This is a genomic window from Legionella nigrisilvae (assembly GCF_977063395.2).
Window position 1 is genome coordinate 63,919 of the sequence record NZ_CDRUGZ020000027.1, and the last position, 17,914, is coordinate 81,832.

A 17,914-nucleotide genomic window follows, 5' to 3' on the forward strand; every position below is an offset into this window, starting at 1 on the left:
TATGTTGTGGATTAAAGCATTTCATATTATCGCCATGGTTTCTTGGTTTGCAGGATTATTTTATTTACCCAGGCTGTTTGTGTATCATGCGGATACCCAAGATGAGCCTAGTCTTATTCGTTTTAAAACAATGGAGAGACGGCTTTATTATGGAATTATGTGGCCCGCGGCGATACTGACCACGTTCTTTGGATTATGGCTTCTTAGCTATAATCTCTCTTATTACATGAGTGTAGGATGGATGCATGCAAAATTAAGCTTGGTGATTATTTTGTGGGTTTATCATCTACTATGTGGGTATTATTTAAAGGCATTTTCACGAAATCAAAATCAAAAGAATTCGCGCTTTTTTCGTATTTATAATGAATTTCCAACTCTTCTACTGATTGGTATTGTGATCTTAGTAGTAGTGAAACCCTAGTTCTGTAGCCTGGGTGAACCAGAGAGTAGAAGTCCTTACGGTAAGAACCCCGAGTCCCGCTTCATCCATGCTACATACTTATTAAGGTGTGAACTGAGATCTTATTCTATTTCCACCATATCAAAATCTTCTTTACCAGCGCCACAATCTGGGCAAAACCAGTTTTCTGGCACGTCTTCCCAACGCGTACCAGGTTCAATCCCATCCTCCGGCCATCCCTCAGCTTCATCATAAATAAAACCACAGATAACACAAATATATTTTTTATATTCTTGCATGATAATAACTCATTTTAAAAAGCGTAATTTAGCTATTGTAGCAGTCGATGTAAAGATAAACTGCTTTTTTTGCCAATTTTTAATAATGTCTGTAATATAATCCTGCAAAATTATGGAGATTTTTTATGACTCGTTCTGCAGAATTATTTCATCAAGCTCAGGCTCTTATTCCTGGAGGTGTTAATTCACCCGTAAGGGCATTTAAAGGTGTGGGTGGTGATCCGATTTTTTTTAGACAAGGTAAAGGCGCCTATCTTGTTGACGTTGATAATAATGAATACATTGATTATGTTGGATCCTGGGGGCCATTAATCCTTGGACATTGTCATCCTGCTGTAATTGAAGCAGTAAATAAAGTATTACATAGTGGAATGAGCTTTGGAGCCCCTACAGAACTTGAAATACAATTGGCTGATAAAATAATCTCTTTAATTCCCTCGATTGAAAAAGTAAGGATGGTTAATTCAGGTACTGAAGCAACAATGACAGCTATCAGATTAGCTCGTGGCGTAACCCAAAAAAACAAATTTGTTAAATTTAATGGCTGTTATCATGGACACAGTGATAGTTTACTTGTGAAAGCAGGTTCTGGTTTACTTACGTTAGGCATTCCTTCTACACCTGGAATTCCCCAGAGTGTTACAGAACATACTCTAACTGCAAATTTTAATAACTTGGAACAAACGGCACAATTGTTTGAAAAATTTCCAGATGATATTGCTGCAGTAATATTGGAACCTGTAGCGGGAAACATGGGCTTTGTTTTACCTGAACCAGAGTTTTTAAAGGGATTGCGTCAATTATGCGATCAATACAATGCTTTATTAATATTTGATGAAGTGATGACTGGTTTTAGAGTGGGACTAACAGGAGCTCAAGGCGTATTTGGCATCACCCCAGATATTACTACTTTGGGTAAAGTTATTGGAGGAGGCATGCCTGTAGGTGCTTTAGGTGGTAAGGCGGAAATTATGTCTTTTCTAGCGCCAGAAGGACCGGTTTATCAAGCAGGAACGCTTTCAGGTAATCCATTAGCTATGGCAGCAGGCCTTGCAACTTTATCCGAAATTGAAAAACCAGAGTTTTTTAAACAACTGAGTGAAACAACACAAAGTCTAACCCAAGCTTTAGCTTATGTTGCTGAACTGTTAGGTATCCCATTTTTTACCGCTTCATTAGGTGGTATGTTTGGTTTTTGTTTTACAGAAAAAAAATCCATTGCGGACTATGCGGATGTTGCTGCCTCTGACGAGAGTTTATTTAAACAATTCTATCATGGGATGTTAGATAGAGGAGTTTATTTTGCTCCCTCAATGTATGAGGCTGGATTTGTTTCCAGTGCCCATGGGAAAAGTGAAATTGCTAAAACGCAAACGGCTGCGGAAGAAGTTCTAAGAAAATTAAAAAAATAATATCGTAGGGTTTGGTTTTAGCCTGCGGGAAGCATAAAGCGGACCCCAGTTTTTGATAATTTATTGATTTCAAAAAAAAACGATTATATTGCGTTGCAATGTAATAACTTATTGAAAAGTAATAGGTTTAAAATATATTTTTGAAATACCTAGACAGTGTTTTTTCCTCATGTCATATTCAAAGACGATCTTATTAACAAGGAAGGTCATATGTCGATAATGACAAATAAAAAGGAATTTATTAGGTCAATGCCCCAAGGAACTATTCCACTTTTTTTTATTCAAATTGTTTCTACTTTAAGTTTTAGTGTGTTGTACTCAACACTAGTTTTGTATATGAAAGGCAAGTTAGGACTTCAAATTAGCACTGCTAATAGTATTATGGGCGTGTTTATTGCATTTAATTATGGCTTGCACTTGCTTGGAGGTTTTTGGGGCGGTCGTTTGCTCTCTAACCGTGCGTTGTTTTGTGCAGGAATGGTGGCGCAAATTATAGGTTGCGTTTTATTATCCTTCGGTGATGTTACTTTTCTATATTATGGTTTAGCAGCGTTCCTAACTGGATCGGGTTTAAACGTAACCTGCGTGAACTGCATGTTAACTCAATGTTTCACCCCAGAAGATACGCGACGTGAAACAGCATTTCTCATGAACTATGCGGGTATGAACATTGGCTTTTTCGTCGGTTTTAGTTTGAGTGGATTATTCCAGTTGACCCAGAATTACGAGCGACTTTTCTTACTGAGTAGTTTGGGAAATTTGATTGCCCTACTTATTTGTTTATATTGTTGGCAGCAATTATCAGATAAAGACACAATATTCTCTAAAAAAGACAAACAATCTCAAAAAAGAGCTGTGCTGGTAGGTAGTATTTTGATTATAGTGCTTCCTTTCTTTTTGGGACAAATGCTCCAATATGCGGACTGGGCTAAAAAATTAGTAATGATAACCGGCGTTGTAATGCTGGGGGTAATTCTATATCTGGCACGTCAGCAACCAACAAAAGAAGCCAAAGATAAATTAGTAGCATTTGCAGTGTTTATGATTGTGGGTACTGTTTTTTGGATGCTCTACCAAATAGCCCCTATGGGTCTTACCGTGTTCATTGACCATAATGTTCAACGAGAGTATGCAAGCGGGATTATTCCTCCACAATGGTTCCAAAATATTAATACAGTCGCTATTGTAATTGGTGGTCCCTTATTAGGAATATTCCTGCATAAAATGCGTAAAAATGGAGTACAAATTAATATTCCAACTCAGTTTGCATTAGCATTGTTGTTTATTGGTATTGCTTTTGCAATATTGCCTATTGGTATTGCCTATGCCAACTATGAAGGGTTAGTGAGCCCCAGCTGGATTATCTTAAGTTATATTTTGCAAAGTATTGGTGAGCTTTTAATATCACCAATTGGTTATGCTATGATAGGATATTTGGCTCCTACCTCGTTACAAGGTGTAATGATGGGCATGTGGATGCTAAATTCAGGAGTCGGTGCAACTCTATCCAGCTATAGTTCCAACTTAATGATTGATGGTAAAGATAGTGTTTCACCTTTAATAACTAATAGTGGTTATAGTCATGTATTTTTAATGTTAGGATTATTTGCAATTGGTTCTTCAATTGTACTTTTTATCCTGGTACCTAAGTTAAAGGAATTAATTCAGGAAAAAAAGGCACCTGAATTACAAGAAGCCAAAGGGATGGCTGCGAATCGAGTAGTAGTATGTGAGTAATTTTTTTGTACCTATTAATAAGGCAGAGTTGAGATGGCAGGACACTTTGCCTTTTTCCACACAATACGATGATATTTACCATTCTTCTGAAGGTGCAATAAATCAAGCGCTTCATGTATTTATTAATGGAAATGATTTAGTCCATCGTTGGCAATCACTCTCTGATGATAAACCCTCAAGATTTACTATTGCAGAAACGGGTTTTGGACTGGGGTTAAATTTTCTTGTAAGTTGGAGTTTATGGGAACAATACGCACCCCAAAACTCCAAGTTGCACTTTATTTCATGTGAAAAACATCCTTTATCTCTTGCGGATTTAACAAAAAGTCTCGGTTCCTGGCCACAATTGGAAAAGTATGTTCAGCAGCTGATAGCAAGTTATCCTGTCTTAACTCCTGGATATCATCATTTATCCTTTTGTAATGGCAGAGTAACACTCACCTTAATGTTGGGTGATGCATTGGAGTGTTATGAACAACTATTAATTTGTGGGGAAGCTGTGCTTGAGAAGGAGCTTAGAGCAGCTTTTATTGATGCATGGTTTCTAGATGGATTTGCTCCAGCTAAAAATAAAAGTATGTGGTCTGAATCATTGATTAAAATAATTGCGATGTTATCAAAAGAAAATACTACTTTGGCCACTTATACCGCGGCAGGATCTGTTAAGTCTGGTTTAAGCAAGCATGGATTTGTGGTCGAAAAAAGGAAAGGTTTTGGGCCAAAACGTCATATGATTTGTGCTCGTTTTACACAACTAGGGGTACAAAATACTGCGAAACGACATACACCTTGGCATGTAGGGACGCCAGAAAAATATCCCCGTAGATCAGCAATTATTATCGGTGCGGGTTTAGCTGGTTGCTTTACTGCTTATACCCTGAATAAGCGAGGGTGGAACGTAACAATTATTGATGAATTAAATCAGGTTGGAAGAGGAGGATCCGCAAATCAACAAGCGGTTTTATTTCCCAAGCTCTCTGCTTACAGATCTCCATTAACACAATTCTTATTAACTGCATTTTTATATGCTGCACGAACATATCAATGTATTTTAAAGCAAACAAAGCTTGGAGAGTTGAATGGTTCATTATTACTTTCATACTCTGAAAAAGAAGAAGCCGCGCAGTCCAGCTTGTGTTCTTGGCTAGAACATTATCCAGAGTTAGGATCTCTCGTAGATGCACAGCGTGCAACAGAATTAGCTGGCATTCCTTTAGACAAGCCCGGATTGCATATCCCTTTATCAGGCTGGATTAATTCTCCGGAATTATGTCAGTATTTAGTAAGTGCGGAAGGTATTTCCTTGATTACCAATACCTCAGTGAGACAATTGAATTTTGATAAACGATGGATCGTGAATGATTTAGAAACTGAAGTGCTCATTCTAGCAAATGGTCATAAAATCAACTCATTCTCTGAAACAGAGTATTTGCCAGTGAAACCTATACGGGGACAAATGACAGGGATTACATCCACCGAACAAACTGGAGGTTTAAAATTGCCTGTTTGCGGCGAGGGTCATGTTCTTCCAGCCATAAAGGGTATTCATCAGTTAGGTGCTACCTATGAGTTAAAATCAGCAAATCCACAAATCAAATCCCAAGACGATCAAAGTAATTTGGCTAAGCTTAGAGAGCTCGCGCCAAAAGTGTTGTGGTCTCAAACAGTAAGTAATCATTGGGCAGGTGTCAGAGCATCAACCCCCGATTATCTCCCTATAGTGGGGCAAATTGCTCAGGCCGAACAATTTATGCAACAATTTGCGCGGTTGGAGACTAATGCAAAACGTTGGATAGGCCAAGCAGGTTCTTATTATCCCGGTCTTTATGCTTGTGCTGGATTTGGTTCTCGAGGCCTGACAACAATTCCATTATGTGCGGAATGGCTCGCTTCTGTAATAAATAACGAAATGGGTTGTCTTCCAAGGAATTTGCAATATGCTTTATCACCTGCACGTTTTTTACGTAAAAATATAATTAGAGGTTCGGTTAAAATCGATTGAGATGGAATTCTCATTAGAGCATAATATTAATCCCTAGCTGGGATGAAGAGAAATTATGGGGCTCTCACCTAAAGATCGAGTTCCATTTGATTTTTCCAGCGTGATAAGATTCACAATAAGATCAAGGAGTGACAGCTAATGGTAAGTTCCATGGGCAAAGCCTTCAAACAAATAGTCAAAGAAAATAAACCTTTACCCGTATTGGGTACCATAAATGCATACTCTGCTATGCTCGCACAATCCGCTGGTGCAAAAGCAATATATCTTTCAGGAGCTGGTGTTGCAAATGCATCCTACGGTATACCTGACCTGGGTATGACTAATTTATCTCAAGTTCTTGAAGACGCACGCAGAATTACTGAAGCTTGTTCTTTACCTCTACTTGTAGATGTGGATACGGGATGGGGACATGCCTTTAATATCGGCAGAACAGTGAAACTCATGGAAAAAACCGGAGTTGCTGCCATTCACATTGAAGATCAGGTATTGGCAAAACGATGCGGACACAGACCCAATAAAGCTATTGTGTCTCTGAAAGAAATGGGGGATCGAATTAAATCAGCAGTGGATGCGCGCCAAGATCCTGATTTTGTTATCATGGCTCGAACAGATGCCTATGCTGTTGAAGGAATGAATGCAGCTATTGAACGAGCCTTACTTTGTGTTGAGCTAGGTGCTGATATGATATTTCCTGAGGCAATGATTAACCTGGAAGAATATCAAACCTTTACTCAATCGGTTCCCGTACCTGTGCTGGCAAATATTACTGAGTTCGGTAAAACCCCTTTATTTAATCAAGAAGAACTCAAGCAGGTAGGGGTATCCTTAATTTTGTACCCCTTAAGTGCATTCAGAGCTATGTCTCAAGCGGCGTTAAATACCTATAGCGCAATTCTTCAGAACGGCACGCAAAAGTCTATGCTCGATAAAATGCAAACACGTGAGGAACTATACGAAATACTTGGTTATTATCAATACGAACAAAAACTAGACCAATTGATGGAGGAAGACAATGAGTGTTAAAAGCGGCGGTTTAGCCGGGGTTGTTGCGGGTCAATCAGCAATTTGTACAGTTGGGCTAGCAGGGAAGGGTTTGAATTATAGGGGCTATTCAATTGATGATTTAGCAGAGTATGCGACGTTTGAAGAGGTTGCCTATCTATTGCTTTATGGAAAACTTCCTACTCAAAAAGAACTGGATGAATATACTAAACGATTAGTTAATCTAAGAACCTTACCAGAGACTTTAAAAACAGTACTTAAATTAACTCCAAAAAATACCCATCCTATGGATGTTCTAAGAACCGCTTGTTCATTTTTGGGAACAATTGAACCAGAACATGACTTTTCCGAGCAATATCATATTGCAGACCGATTGTTGGCTTTATTTCCGGGAATAATGTGCTACTGGTATGCGTGGCATTTCCATAATAAAGAAATCAATGGCCTAAGTGAAGAGCAAACAACAGGTGCACATTTTCTAGCCTTATTACATGGACGTAAGCCAAGTAAAAAAGAAGCTCAGATGATGAATGTATCTTTGATTCTATATGCAGAACATGAGTTTAATGCCTCTACCTTTGCTGCACGAGTTACTGCAGCAACACTGGCTGATTTTTACTCTGCAATTACAAGTGCGATTGGTACATTACGCGGTCCTTTACATGGAGGGGCCAATGAAGCAGCAATGGAGCTGATAGAACGTTTTAATAGTCCGGATCAAGCTGAAACTGAATTGAAAAAAATGTTACTCAATAAAGCACTTATTATGGGATTCGGACATCGAGTGTATACGACTAGTGATCCACGTTCTGATATCATCAAAAAATGGTCATTCCGTTTAGGTGAAGATAAAGATGATCTTCTTTTATATCATATTTCGGAACGTATTGAGGAAGTAATGTGGAATGAAAAGAAATTATTCCCTAATTTAGATTTTTATAGTGCTTCGGCGTACCACTATTGCGGTATTCCTACATTCTTATTCACACCCATTTTTGTTATGTCGCGCATCACAGGATGGTCAGCACATGTATTTGAACAAAGAGCCAATAATAAATTGATCAGACCCACTTCTGAATATATTGGACCTGAACCTCAAGAGTTTCCAGCTATTGAAACGAGAGGGTAGTTGTTCCATCCATGCATTAACATATGAATGAAAAGATAGTGAATAGCACAACAGCATCGCTATTTAAGTAGAGTCCCGCGATGTGTTCGCGGGATCCAGGACATCAAAATAAGATGGAGATGTGATTAATCCGAATGCTCATGGATTCCGCGAACAAGCCGGTGAATATAGCCTAGATAGGGTTCGTCAATACACTCTAATAAGACAAGAGGTGATTATGCACAGTTATGTAGAAGACAACATTAAGCCTGATTATGATCAGGTTATGACTGATATAGTGGATTATGTATTAAACAAGAAAATTGATAGTGCTTTGGCTTATGAGACAGCCCGTTTATGTCTTATGGATACATTGGGATGTGGAATTTTAGCATTAAATTTTGCGGAATGTACTAAACTCTTGGGTCCAGTTGTACCTGGCGCAACTCTCGCTGGTGGTGCACGTGTTCCAGGTACTGCATACGAGCTTGATCCTGTACAGGCTGCATTCAATATAGGGGCGATGATACGCTGGCTGGATTTTAATGACACATGGCTTGCTGCAGAATGGGGGCATCCTTCTGATAATTTAGGTGCCATTCTTGCAGTAGCAGATTATATGTGTCGACAAAACTGTACTCATGGTAAGGCACCTATTTTAATGCAGGATGTACTTACCGCGATGATTAAGGCGCACGAAATTCAAGGGTGTTTTGCTTTGGAAAACAGTTTCAACCGAGTTGGACTGGATCATGTTTTTTTAGTTAAGATTGCTAGTGCTGCTGTTGCAGCTCAACTTTTTGGCGCAGATAGAGATATGATGTTAAGAACTTTATCTCAAGTTTTTGTGGATGGTCAAAGCCTCAGAACTTATAGACATGCTCCTAATGCAGGCTCAAGGAAATCATGGGCAGCAGGTGATGCTACATCTAGAGCAGTTCGATTAGCATTAATTGCTAAAGCCGGTGAAATGGGTTATCCAAGTGCATTAAGTGTCCCTACCTGGGGCTTTTATGATGTACTTTTTGACAAAAAAATATTTAAGTTTCAACGTCCTTACGGCAGTTATGTCATGGAAAACGTATTATTTAAATTATCTTATCCTGCTGAATTTCATGCACAGACTGCTGTGGAGTGTGCTGTTATGCTGCATCCGATTGTGAAACATCGTTTTGATGAAATCGCTCGAATTGATTTAGTAACTCATGAATCGGCGATCCGAATTATCAGTAAACAAGGTGCTTTGCACAATCCTGCTGATAGGGATCATTGTTTGCAATATATGGTGGCAATAGGTTTATTATTCGGTGATTTAAAAGCAGAACATTATGAAAACGATATTGCAGCAGATCCCCGAATAGATGCATTACGTGAAAAAATGCATGTTACTGAAAATGAACGTTTTTCTCGTGAATACCATGATCCTGAAAAACGTTCGATTGCAAACAGTATTAAAATTATTTTTAAAGACGGTACTGAAAGTGATTTGGTTACTGTGGAATATCCCATTGGTCATAAACGTAGACGTGAGGAAGGTATTCCCGTTTTATTATCCAAATTCAAAAAGAACCTAAGCACCCAATTTTCTGCAGATAGGGTAGAACGGATTATGCAAGCAATGAGTGATACAAATACACTTGCAACCATGAAAGTGGATGATTTTATGCAATTATGGGTTGTCGAGTAACTCGTTCACACAGATAAATTTAACGTATGGAACATTCGATATTAATATCTTAAGTTCCATTACGTTGACCCCAGATCCTATTACTTACAAAAGTAGATTCATTTGCTTATCCCTATTAAATGTATATAATTTAAACAGTATCTGGTTGGTAGACTAGGGAGAATCAATGAAACTGAAACGGACTGGTTTCTCTGTGTTGTATACTATATTGATGCTTGCAAGTTCTGTTTTATATGCAGGTATTGACCCTAATGAAAAAGTCGTTTCAGTTTATTTGCTTCTTGAAACCCCAGAGCAGCTTCAACGCTACGTTAATGATTTAGTAAAGTTAAAAAAACCTAATTTTAACAGGGTTATCTTCTCATTTGTTAGACCGACTTTGATCGATTACCAAGCTGGTAATTTAGCAACAACCGGTATACTAGGTTACTTTACAGATCACGATGGTAAAGGTGCTCAAGCTTTTAATGCGTTAAAATCCGCAATCAAATTATCTGAAGAAAAAAAGATTCAAACATTTCTAGCGGTAGGTGGTTGGAATTACAGTTGTAACTTTAGTGTGGTAAAAGAGAGTTGTAGGATATTAACTTCAACTACGAGTCAAGCGTTCTATGATTGGTTTCCTGATCCAACTGATCCCGAACAGGCATCAAAAGCAAAAACTTCTTATGAAAATTTAGTAAAATTAGCAAATGACTTAGGTGTGAATGGCATTGATTTTGACTACGAAGAATTTTGGCATGCAGATGAATATGCTGTTGCTTGGGGGCCTAGCACAAGCGGTGAATGGTCAACTGATATTGCGCAAAGCATTCTTAAAGCAGGTGGTCCAACTTATAAAAATCTCATGAAATACGGAATAAATTCTGGATCCTCTTATGTGATGCCCAAAACAATTGATAAAGTGGATGCAATTTTACACGCGATAATGGACAATCCCAGCGCAAAATATCTTAAGTTTAGCACCGCGTCACCCCCCGTGGGTGCTCGCCCAATTACGGGCTTTGTATTTGGAGACAAATATCCGGATATTAATACGAAAGGAGGTTTGTGGTGGAAGGGAAACTTGAAAGGGTTGTGGTATAATCTTACGAATAAAGATGAAGCACTCGTTTCCCGCTTTGATAGCATTGGTTTAATGACCTATGATCTATGTGGAGACAATCCGGTTGTTTGTGCACCTTATGCTAACGGGCCTTTAGATTTACCGGGTCAAGTCGGTGCTTATATGAACGATTTTATCAATTGGCTTAAAGCCGACCGTGTTACTAATCCGAGTTTAACAATTGATAGCATTGGAAAAGTAACTTTTTTACCAGCCAAATATCATATTAATGCAAAAATACAATTTGGTTTTGAAGTAAATCAACCCGCTTATCCGAAAACTGTTGGTGGACAATTGCAACTTACTAATCAATTAGTCGATAAAATCCTTAGTGAACAAAAGGACAGTGGAGGGGTTATCATCTGGCAAATGTATTCTAAGAAAAATATAGCGGTACCCGATGCTACAACTGTCAAATACACAATTAATCAAAGTTGCAAGACCTTTCTAGCTAATGATAGTCGTTATGATTGTAATGCAGACTTCCCTAGTGCTTCCAAATAGTTTCTCCCATTGTGGTGTTTCTAATTTTCTTCAGTTTTGCGGCATTAATATCCAGGATACTGTTAACCAAAAACTTCCTGTTCTATATCTTACGTTGTAAACCTGAGGCAGCCAGTATCTTTGTTGATATTTCCTCAATAGAGTATTTTGTCGAATTAATATAAGAAATTTTTTCCTTTTGATACATAGCCTCGACTTCTTTCACCTCCAGACGGCATTGTTCTGGGGAAGCATATTTACTGTTCGGTCTGCGCTCTGCCCTGATTTGTTGTAAACGTTGCGGATCAATGGTCAACCCGAATAGTTTGTTTTTATAAGGTTTGAGTACATCGGGTAATTTAAAACCGATAATTTCTTCCTCAGTAAAAGGGTAATTTGCAGCCAAAATACCGTATTGTAGTGCCATATATAAGCAACTTGGGGTTTTTCCACAACGTGAAACCCCAATAAGAATAATATCAGCCTTATCATAGCCTCGAGTTTTCACGCCATCATCATGCGATAACGCAAAATCAATTGCTTCTAATCGATGCAAATAGAGTTTACTGTTCACTACACCATGAGTTTTTCCGACGGTATATGAAGATTTTTCATTAAGCTCTTCTTCCATGGGGCCAATAAAAGTATTGAATAAGTCGAAAACGCGAGCATTAGCTTTTTTAAAGTAATTTCTGATTTCTGGATCAATCAGGGTTGTAAATACAAGAGGTTTGATTCCCTGTTCCTCAAAAGCTTGATTGATTTGTGCAACAGCATGTTCTGCTTTCTTTAAAGAGTCAACATAAGGGATGGTGAGTCGCTCAAATTTAATATTTTCAAATTGGGTGATTAAACTATGGCCTAAAGTTTCAGCAGTAATCCCTGTGCCATCGGAAATCATAAAAACATAGCGCTTCATTTATTGCCTTATAATGAAAATGATAGATATATTCTATTTTAAAATGAAATGGTTAATATCACCAGTAAGTGTACTTATTTAAATCCATCTGCTATCTTAAATAAAAAGAAAAGGTTATTTAAGAGGTGATATGGAACAAGATCGGTTTAGCCAAAACAGTAAGCTCTATATTTTAGGCATGATTTGTTTGGTTCTTTGCTTGGGATTATTGTTCTATAGTTTATACCTATTACCCTATCTAGCTTGGGGACTAAATTATAATGTTCCTGAGATGGTTATGACACTTCTGAGTTCCTTGCAAGATGATTATAACTATACCGTTGGGCAAAGTAAGCTTATTGTTTGGTTAATGTTTTTTGTACCCAGCCTCATCACGGGATTGATTTCTTATTTTGTATCGAATCATATTGATAATAATCTTTATAAGTCAGAGCTAAAACCTCAAGAAGAACAAGAGAATCCTCCTAGTAAACAAATTGGGAAGGAAATAAAAGAATCTGCCGGTTTTGGACTTAAGATTCTTGCTTTAATGATTTTAATTTTAATGGCAATTTTTTTCTTACAATATCTGATTCAAGTAACAGCATAGTAAATGGCAGGAGAGTTTATGTCCTATTTAAAACGTTGGAAAATTAAACGAATTACAAAGAAGATAAAAGCAATGCAAGCAAATCGGGTAAATAATCAACCCGGAGACGAACTCCTTAAAAAAGAAATTGCATATTATTTTGAACTGGCAGCTATTTATAATACATTGAGAGGAAGTAAAAAGTTCCCTTATGCCAATGTGATGTATATGGAATGTTATAGAGCTGCCGCAATGCTTGATGATGCAGAAGCTAATTATCAGTTAGGGCAAATGGTTCTCGAAGAAGCTAAATTTAGACAAAATTTAGAAAAAGAAGGCATTTTTAAAAGCGAATCCAATTTAAAAAAATGTAACCAGCTTTTTGAAGAAGCTCATGCTTATTTATCAGCAGCAATAGCATTAGGTCATATCGCTGCAAAACGTTTGAGAGGTCTCAGCTTTATAAATGGATGGGGATTAGAGACCGATAAAAAAGCTGGGTTTGAATTAATTGTTGCAAGTATAGAGGAAGAGGGTTCATGGGATAGAGTTCCCCAAATTTTTGCCTCTATGGGGTTAAACAAGCCGGAATTTTTTTCGCAAATTATGCAGCGAAGAAAATCATCATAAATATTTATAAATCTTTCGCCTAGGTGAGTAAAACAATGCCTAGGCAATTTATCCTTCTGTTACATTAAGCTTTTATAATGTAATACACGATTGTTGGTATTAATATGACTTTTGATGTAAAATTATTAACCTACCAGGTTACGTTGTATTCAAAAAACTGCCATCTATATTTTTAATTTATGCCCTCACATCAATCCAAAACAAAGGTTCAACGTTCAATTACACCGAGTGAAAAACTGTATCTTGCAGGCGATGCTATGAATCACTCCTTTTCGCTACAATTGGTGCTTGAAATGGATTCAGAAGTGCATGTATCTTCGCTCAATAAAGCAATTGTTCGAGCGAGTGATGCAAACCCATATGTCCATTTGCAAGCTGGATTAAGAGTCATTCATTCGATTTGGTATAAGATCCCCGATGAGTTGGTCGATCTGAACACTGTTCAAGTTATCGAGATGGAATGGGATGGACATAATATTCAAGACTTATCATTGTTCCATGGACATAAGTTTGTACCTTCCTATCCTGGGACACAAATTACCTACATCAAAGGGGAACGCCATTTTTTAGTATTCCGTGCGTTTCATGGGGTAATGGATGGCATGGGTTTGTATCATTGGGTAAAGGATATTTTTCGTTCATTGAGAAAACAACCTTTAGTGGGTACAAACTGTACCATGACTGACTATGAATTCCTCAGTGAAAAACGAAAAACTGAATGTAGATCCAATTTTCCATTGGATTGCATTGCACCAACAGGCACTACTGGCGCCACTCATACTCATTATTTATGGCATAAAGTAACCCTTCCTGGAAAAATTAATGCGCTAACGGCTAAGATTTGTCACATATTATTAGAGCGCAGTACACATTTTGGCGCTGAAAAGGCCCGTTTTATGATTCCAGTAGATTTACGTCATCATATTGAGGCGAATACTACAGCAAATTTTACAAATCCTATTTTTATCGAAGCAAAAAAAGGGTCGGACTGGGCTTCCATTTATTATGATATTGTGAAGCAACTTAGTGAGCAGAATGAACTACGCATAGGAACCTTTGATGCTTATATGAACCATCTACCTTTGCCCTTGCTAAAAGGGCTACTTAAAGCATTGATTTATTATCAGAACAAAAAAAATAAATATATGATGTCTGGAATTGTGTCGAAACTATCGATTAATTTATCAGATCTCTATTTAGGTCAAGACTGTAAAGCGCTTGATGGTTATTTTTTGCCAATTAATGTTCCTATTGCTCCCATTGTCCTTACTGTAACCGAACATGAGAATGCCACGACTATTTGTTTCTCTGTCTCAAATGCCCATGCCACACTTGAAACAAGTACCCATTTAGTCAACCAATTTAAAAAGTTGATTGATGCGCCTAAGTTAGTTCGGCAGAGTTTATCTTATTGCGATACCCTATGGCCTGTATATAACAATACCCAGATTGATTTTCCCCAAGAGAAAACAATTTTTACAAAAATATGGGAGAGCGCACTAAAGCATCCTCATTTACCTGCTTTAATTTCTAGAACTCACACTACAACGTATCAGCAATTGGGTCATCGTGTTTTGGAAATTGCCAGTTATTTTTCCGATTTAGGTATTCAGAGCGGGGACAAGATTGCTATTTATTTACCAAGAAATGAGACTATGATTTGCTCTATTCTTGCTTGTTGGTATCTAGGGGCTACTTATATTCCTATTGATATAAAATCACCCAGCGCTTGGGTTTTAGCTATATTGGAAGATGCGCAACCTGCTTTGGTGGTTCATGAAGAATTCGCGGTATTAAAGCAGGATTACCCTGGATTAAGTACCCATATTCCAATACAGATTTTAAATTCCCATATACCAAAAAATAATGGAAACTTACTCACTCAATTGGCTTATATCATATATACCTCGGGTTCTACTGGGATGCCTAAGGGAGTCATGATTAATCATGGGCAATTACTGAATTATTTATCTTGGGCTGTTGGAGCCTATGGAAATACGAATCAACCTTATCATACAGTGTTATTTACAAGCATTGCTTTTGACTTAACCGTAACATCACTTTATTTGCCTTTACTTTCGGGTGGGAGTATTAGGTTAGTCCAAGAGACCCTTAGCTCACTGATGCTTAAAGATATCCTTACAAACCCAGCAATCAATTTTTTAAAGCTAACGCCCTCACATTTGCGAATGATTAGCAATTTACCAATGATCTCGGAACATTCATTAACTTTGGTCGTTGGTGGAGAAGATTTTCCTTGTAAATTGGCACACACTATTAGTAAAAAATTACCTGCGGCCCGAATATTTAATGAATATGGTCCAACGGAAACTACGGTGGGATGTATGGTTCATCAATTTGATGTTATTAACGATCTTCAAGGAAGCGTGCCTATTGGTATTCCTATAGCAAATACTCGCATTTATTGCTTAGATAATAAACTCAAACCAGTCAGACTTGCAGAAAAAGGGGAAATTTATATTGCGGGAAGTAATGTGGGAGTGGGTTATTTAAACCAACCCCAGTTAACAAGTAAACATTTTATGAATGATCCTTTTTTTCCAGGCGATCGTATGTATCAGAGTGGTGATTTGGCGACCCACCGAGAAAATGGTTTGCTTGTTTATTTAGGAAGAACAGATTATCAAACAAAAATACGCGGTCATCGCATTGAATTGGCGGAAATTGAACATGTGTTATTAGGAATAGATGGGATCTCGCAAGCTGTGGTAACACTCATAAAGCAGGATCATCTTATGGGTGAGGATCATAATGAATTAGCTGCATATTTAGTTTCAGATTCGCAAGAGAGAATTGATTTGCACGATAAGCTAGCTACCATTCTTCCTTCTTATATGATACCCAAATATTTTACTTTTCTACCTGAATTCCCTTTAACGGTTAATGGAAAAGTAGATTATAAAAAATTACCAGCACCAACTTCTAATTTGAATTTTAATAAGATAGACGTACAGAAGGATTTACTAACAAAAATTCGTCAATTATTTGCAAACGTATTATCGTTACCCCTTGAACTTATTGATAATCATGTTACTTTTGACAATCTGGGAGGAGACTCCATGCAAATGGCTTATATGATTAATGAAATAATTTCAAAAATGATTTCTCCGCAACATCACATGGTCTTTGCCAAAGAATTAGAGCGATTATTAATTTGCGCAACGCCCTATAATTTTTATAAACATCTATCAAAAATTATTTGAAAATAGAATTGCGCTAGGAGATAAGCGAAATAACTTTATCCTTTCTTATTGATTGAATGCTGGATTTTGAAAAGTAGATTAATGGTTTTAAGGAAATGATTTAGATGAAGATTTTAATTACTGGAGGTAGGGCGCCTGCTACTATGGACATTATGCGTAGCCTCATTAGTCAAGGATATGAGGTCTATAGTGCCGAGAGTATGCTTTATCCGCTAGCGCGACTGGTTAAGGGAGTAAAAAAGCATTTCGTGATTCCTAAACCCAATCAAAACCTGGCTGCGTTTTTAAATACAATCGAAGAACTAGTTATCCATCATAAAATTGATTTACTTATTCCATCATGCGAGGAAATTTTTCATATAAGCCAAGGCTATGAACAATTATCAAAGCATACCAAAGTATTCTGTGAACCTTTTGAACGCCTGAATCAATTACATAGTAAGTATGCATTTAACCAGCTTGTTAGGGAATACGGTTTAACTGCGCCGCAAAGCTGGTTACTTAAAACAGATAAAGATAAAGAGCGTCTTCCAAAGGACGTACCTTTGGTATTAAAGCCTGTTTTTTCTCGTTTTGGATCGCGTACACTCATCAACCCTTCACCACAAATCATTGCAAATCTCCCTGTTAATGAACCTTATATTGCTCAACAGTTTATCCCAGGTAAAGAATACAGTACTTATGCTATTGCGCATAAAGGTGAAGTATTAATTCAATCCTGCTATTACTCAAAATATCAAGCCGGCCTATCTACCGGAATATATTTTGAACCCGCAGAAATAAAACCAATCACTGATTTTATTAAGATATTTTGCAAGAAATTTCAATTTAGTGGCCAAATAGCGTTTGATTTTATTTTAATGAATGATAAAGCATATGTTTTAGAGTGTAACCCAAGAGTAACCAGTGGGTTCCATCTTTTAACTGATAAAATTGATTGGCATACTATTTTAAGTGGACAAAGACAGTATGATATACCTAATATGCAACACATGCAGCCTTTTATGCTGGGCCAAGGAATGATGCTTCACTGTTTGAAATATATACTCAAAAATCCTCATCAATTCATTAAAGATTATCGAAGAGCACATGACGTCTTAAAACATAAAGCTTACCCCTGGTTTAAACTGAAAAGTATGCTGATGATGCTGAATGTACTTTGTAGAGCAATCAGAGCCAAGAAGGGATTCTATCCTGCATCTACTTATGATATTGATTTCAATGGAATTGAAAATTTGTCCAAATAAAAATTTCAACTCCATTTTACAAAGCAGCGTGGTTTGATTAACGTTGCTCTGGACTATGCTCTGGCGATGTATTCTTGGCCTACATTATATA

The 17,914-nt window shown here is 37.4% G+C and carries 14 protein-coding genes; 12 read left to right on the top strand and 2 right to left on the bottom strand.

Annotated features, from left to right (window positions below):
* Position 1: 1 nt before the first annotated feature.
* Positions 2-421, top strand: a complete 420-nt coding sequence (gene hemJ / locus ACWTE2_RS17610; protein ID WP_454783676.1) for a protoporphyrinogen oxidase HemJ — start codon at positions 2-4, stop codon at positions 419-421.
* A 101-nt stretch (positions 422-522) separates the two neighbouring features.
* Here hemJ and ACWTE2_RS17615 read toward each other — a convergent pair whose 3' ends face one another.
* A complete protein-coding gene (locus ACWTE2_RS17615) occupies positions 523-699 on the bottom strand; it encodes a rubredoxin (RefSeq protein WP_182390598.1) in 177 nt (58 codons plus the stop codon).
* 125 nt (positions 700-824) lie between these two features.
* Between ACWTE2_RS17615 and hemL the strand changes: the two genes are divergently transcribed.
* From hemL to ACWTE2_RS17650, 7 genes are all read left to right on the top strand, one after another.
* Entirely contained in the window at positions 825-2,111 is a 1,287-nt protein-coding gene (gene hemL, locus ACWTE2_RS17620) for a glutamate-1-semialdehyde 2,1-aminomutase (protein WP_454783677.1), read from the top strand.
* 210 nt (positions 2,112-2,321) lie between these two features.
* Entirely contained in the window at positions 2,322-3,848 is a 1,527-nt protein-coding gene (locus ACWTE2_RS17625) for a peptide MFS transporter (protein WP_454783678.1), read from the top strand.
* Positions 3,841-5,850, top strand: coding sequence for a bifunctional tRNA (5-methylaminomethyl-2-thiouridine)(34)-methyltransferase MnmC2/FAD-dependent 5-carboxymethylaminomethyl-2-thiouridine(34) oxidoreductase MnmC1 (gene mnmC, locus ACWTE2_RS17630; RefSeq protein ID WP_454783679.1), 2,010 nt, complete (start codon positions 3,841-3,843; stop codon positions 5,848-5,850). The genes ACWTE2_RS17625 and mnmC overlap by 8 nt, the downstream gene beginning before the upstream one ends.
* 138 nt (positions 5,851-5,988) lie before the next feature.
* Positions 5,989-6,873 (top strand): methylisocitrate lyase, encoded by an 885-nt coding sequence (gene prpB / locus ACWTE2_RS17635; RefSeq protein ID WP_182390602.1) that lies wholly within the window; start codon positions 5,989-5,991, stop codon positions 6,871-6,873.
* Complete coding sequence (prpC, locus tag ACWTE2_RS17640; protein ID WP_454783680.1) at positions 6,863-7,981, top strand: bifunctional 2-methylcitrate synthase/citrate synthase; 1,119 nt, start codon at positions 6,863-6,865, stop codon at positions 7,979-7,981. Before prpB ends, prpC begins: the two co-directional genes overlap by 11 nt.
* A gap of 217 nt (positions 7,982-8,198) precedes the next feature.
* The gene (locus ACWTE2_RS17645) at positions 8,199-9,647 is read left to right on the top strand and encodes a bifunctional 2-methylcitrate dehydratase/aconitate hydratase (protein ID WP_454784418.1); all 1,449 of its coding nucleotides are present in this window, start codon (positions 8,199-8,201) and stop codon (positions 9,645-9,647) included.
* Positions 9,648-9,813: 166 nt separating this feature from the next.
* Positions 9,814-11,256, top strand: a complete 1,443-nt coding sequence (locus tag ACWTE2_RS17650) for a hypothetical protein (protein ID WP_454783681.1) — start codon at positions 9,814-9,816, stop codon at positions 11,254-11,256.
* A gap of 82 nt (positions 11,257-11,338) precedes the next feature.
* Here the strand turns inward: ACWTE2_RS17650 and ppsR are convergent, their stop codons facing one another.
* Positions 11,339-12,154 carry a posphoenolpyruvate synthetase regulatory kinase/phosphorylase PpsR gene (gene ppsR / locus ACWTE2_RS17655; RefSeq protein WP_454783682.1) on the bottom strand — a complete coding sequence of 272 codons (816 nt, stop codon included), beginning with the start codon at positions 12,152-12,154 and terminating at the stop codon, positions 11,339-11,341.
* A gap of 130 nt (positions 12,155-12,284) precedes the next feature.
* Between ppsR and ACWTE2_RS17660 the strand changes: the two genes are divergently transcribed.
* The 4 genes from ACWTE2_RS17660 to ACWTE2_RS17675 all read left to right on the top strand — a co-directional run bounded on the left by ACWTE2_RS17660 (position 12,285) and on the right by ACWTE2_RS17675 (position 17,823).
* Positions 12,285-12,743, top strand: a complete 459-nt coding sequence (locus ACWTE2_RS17660) for a hypothetical protein (RefSeq protein ID WP_454783683.1) — start codon at positions 12,285-12,287, stop codon at positions 12,741-12,743.
* 18 nt (positions 12,744-12,761) lie between these two features.
* The gene (locus ACWTE2_RS17665) at positions 12,762-13,352 is read left to right on the top strand and encodes an SEL1-like repeat protein (RefSeq protein WP_454783684.1); all 591 of its coding nucleotides are present in this window, start codon (positions 12,762-12,764) and stop codon (positions 13,350-13,352) included.
* A gap of 257 nt (positions 13,353-13,609) precedes the next feature.
* Positions 13,610-16,576: a non-ribosomal peptide synthetase gene (locus tag ACWTE2_RS17670; RefSeq protein WP_454783685.1), complete on the top strand. Its 2,967-nt coding sequence runs from the start codon at positions 13,610-13,612 to the stop codon at positions 16,574-16,576.
* A gap of 104 nt (positions 16,577-16,680) precedes the next feature.
* Complete coding sequence (locus ACWTE2_RS17675; protein WP_454783686.1) at positions 16,681-17,823, top strand: ATP-grasp domain-containing protein; 1,143 nt, start codon at positions 16,681-16,683, stop codon at positions 17,821-17,823.
* Positions 17,824-17,914 lie beyond the last annotated feature (91 nt).

What these genes read in the sequence shown, in the direction of transcription:
- ACWTE2_RS17665 (WP_454783684.1), top strand. Translation starts at nt 12,762, where the DNA reads ATGTCCTATTTAAAACGTTGGAAAATTAAACGAATTACAAAGAAGATA.
- ACWTE2_RS17675 (WP_454783686.1), top strand. Translation starts at nt 16,681, where the DNA reads ATGAAGATTTTAATTACTGGAGGTAGGGCGCCTGCTACTATGGACATT.
- ACWTE2_RS17615 (WP_182390598.1), bottom strand. Translation starts at nt 699, where the DNA reads ATGCAAGAATATAAAAAATATATTTGTGTTATCTGTGGTTTTATTTAT.
- prpB (WP_182390602.1), top strand. Translation starts at nt 5,989, where the DNA reads ATGGTAAGTTCCATGGGCAAAGCCTTCAAACAAATAGTCAAAGAAAAT.
- prpC (WP_454783680.1), top strand. Translation starts at nt 6,863, where the DNA reads ATGAGTGTTAAAAGCGGCGGTTTAGCCGGGGTTGTTGCGGGTCAATCA.
- hemL (WP_454783677.1), top strand. Translation starts at nt 825, where the DNA reads ATGACTCGTTCTGCAGAATTATTTCATCAAGCTCAGGCTCTTATTCCT.
- ACWTE2_RS17670 (WP_454783685.1), top strand. Translation starts at nt 13,610, where the DNA reads ATGAATCACTCCTTTTCGCTACAATTGGTGCTTGAAATGGATTCAGAA.
- ACWTE2_RS17660 (WP_454783683.1), top strand. Translation starts at nt 12,285, where the DNA reads ATGGAACAAGATCGGTTTAGCCAAAACAGTAAGCTCTATATTTTAGGC.
- hemJ (WP_454783676.1), top strand. Translation starts at nt 2, where the DNA reads ATGTTGTGGATTAAAGCATTTCATATTATCGCCATGGTTTCTTGGTTT.
- ppsR (WP_454783682.1), bottom strand. Translation starts at nt 12,154, where the DNA reads ATGAAGCGCTATGTTTTTATGATTTCCGATGGCACAGGGATTACTGCT.
- ACWTE2_RS17645 (WP_454784418.1), top strand. Translation starts at nt 8,199, where the DNA reads ATGCACAGTTATGTAGAAGACAACATTAAGCCTGATTATGATCAGGTT.
- ACWTE2_RS17650 (WP_454783681.1), top strand. Translation starts at nt 9,814, where the DNA reads ATGAAACTGAAACGGACTGGTTTCTCTGTGTTGTATACTATATTGATG.
- ACWTE2_RS17625 (WP_454783678.1), top strand. Translation starts at nt 2,322, where the DNA reads ATGTCGATAATGACAAATAAAAAGGAATTTATTAGGTCAATGCCCCAA.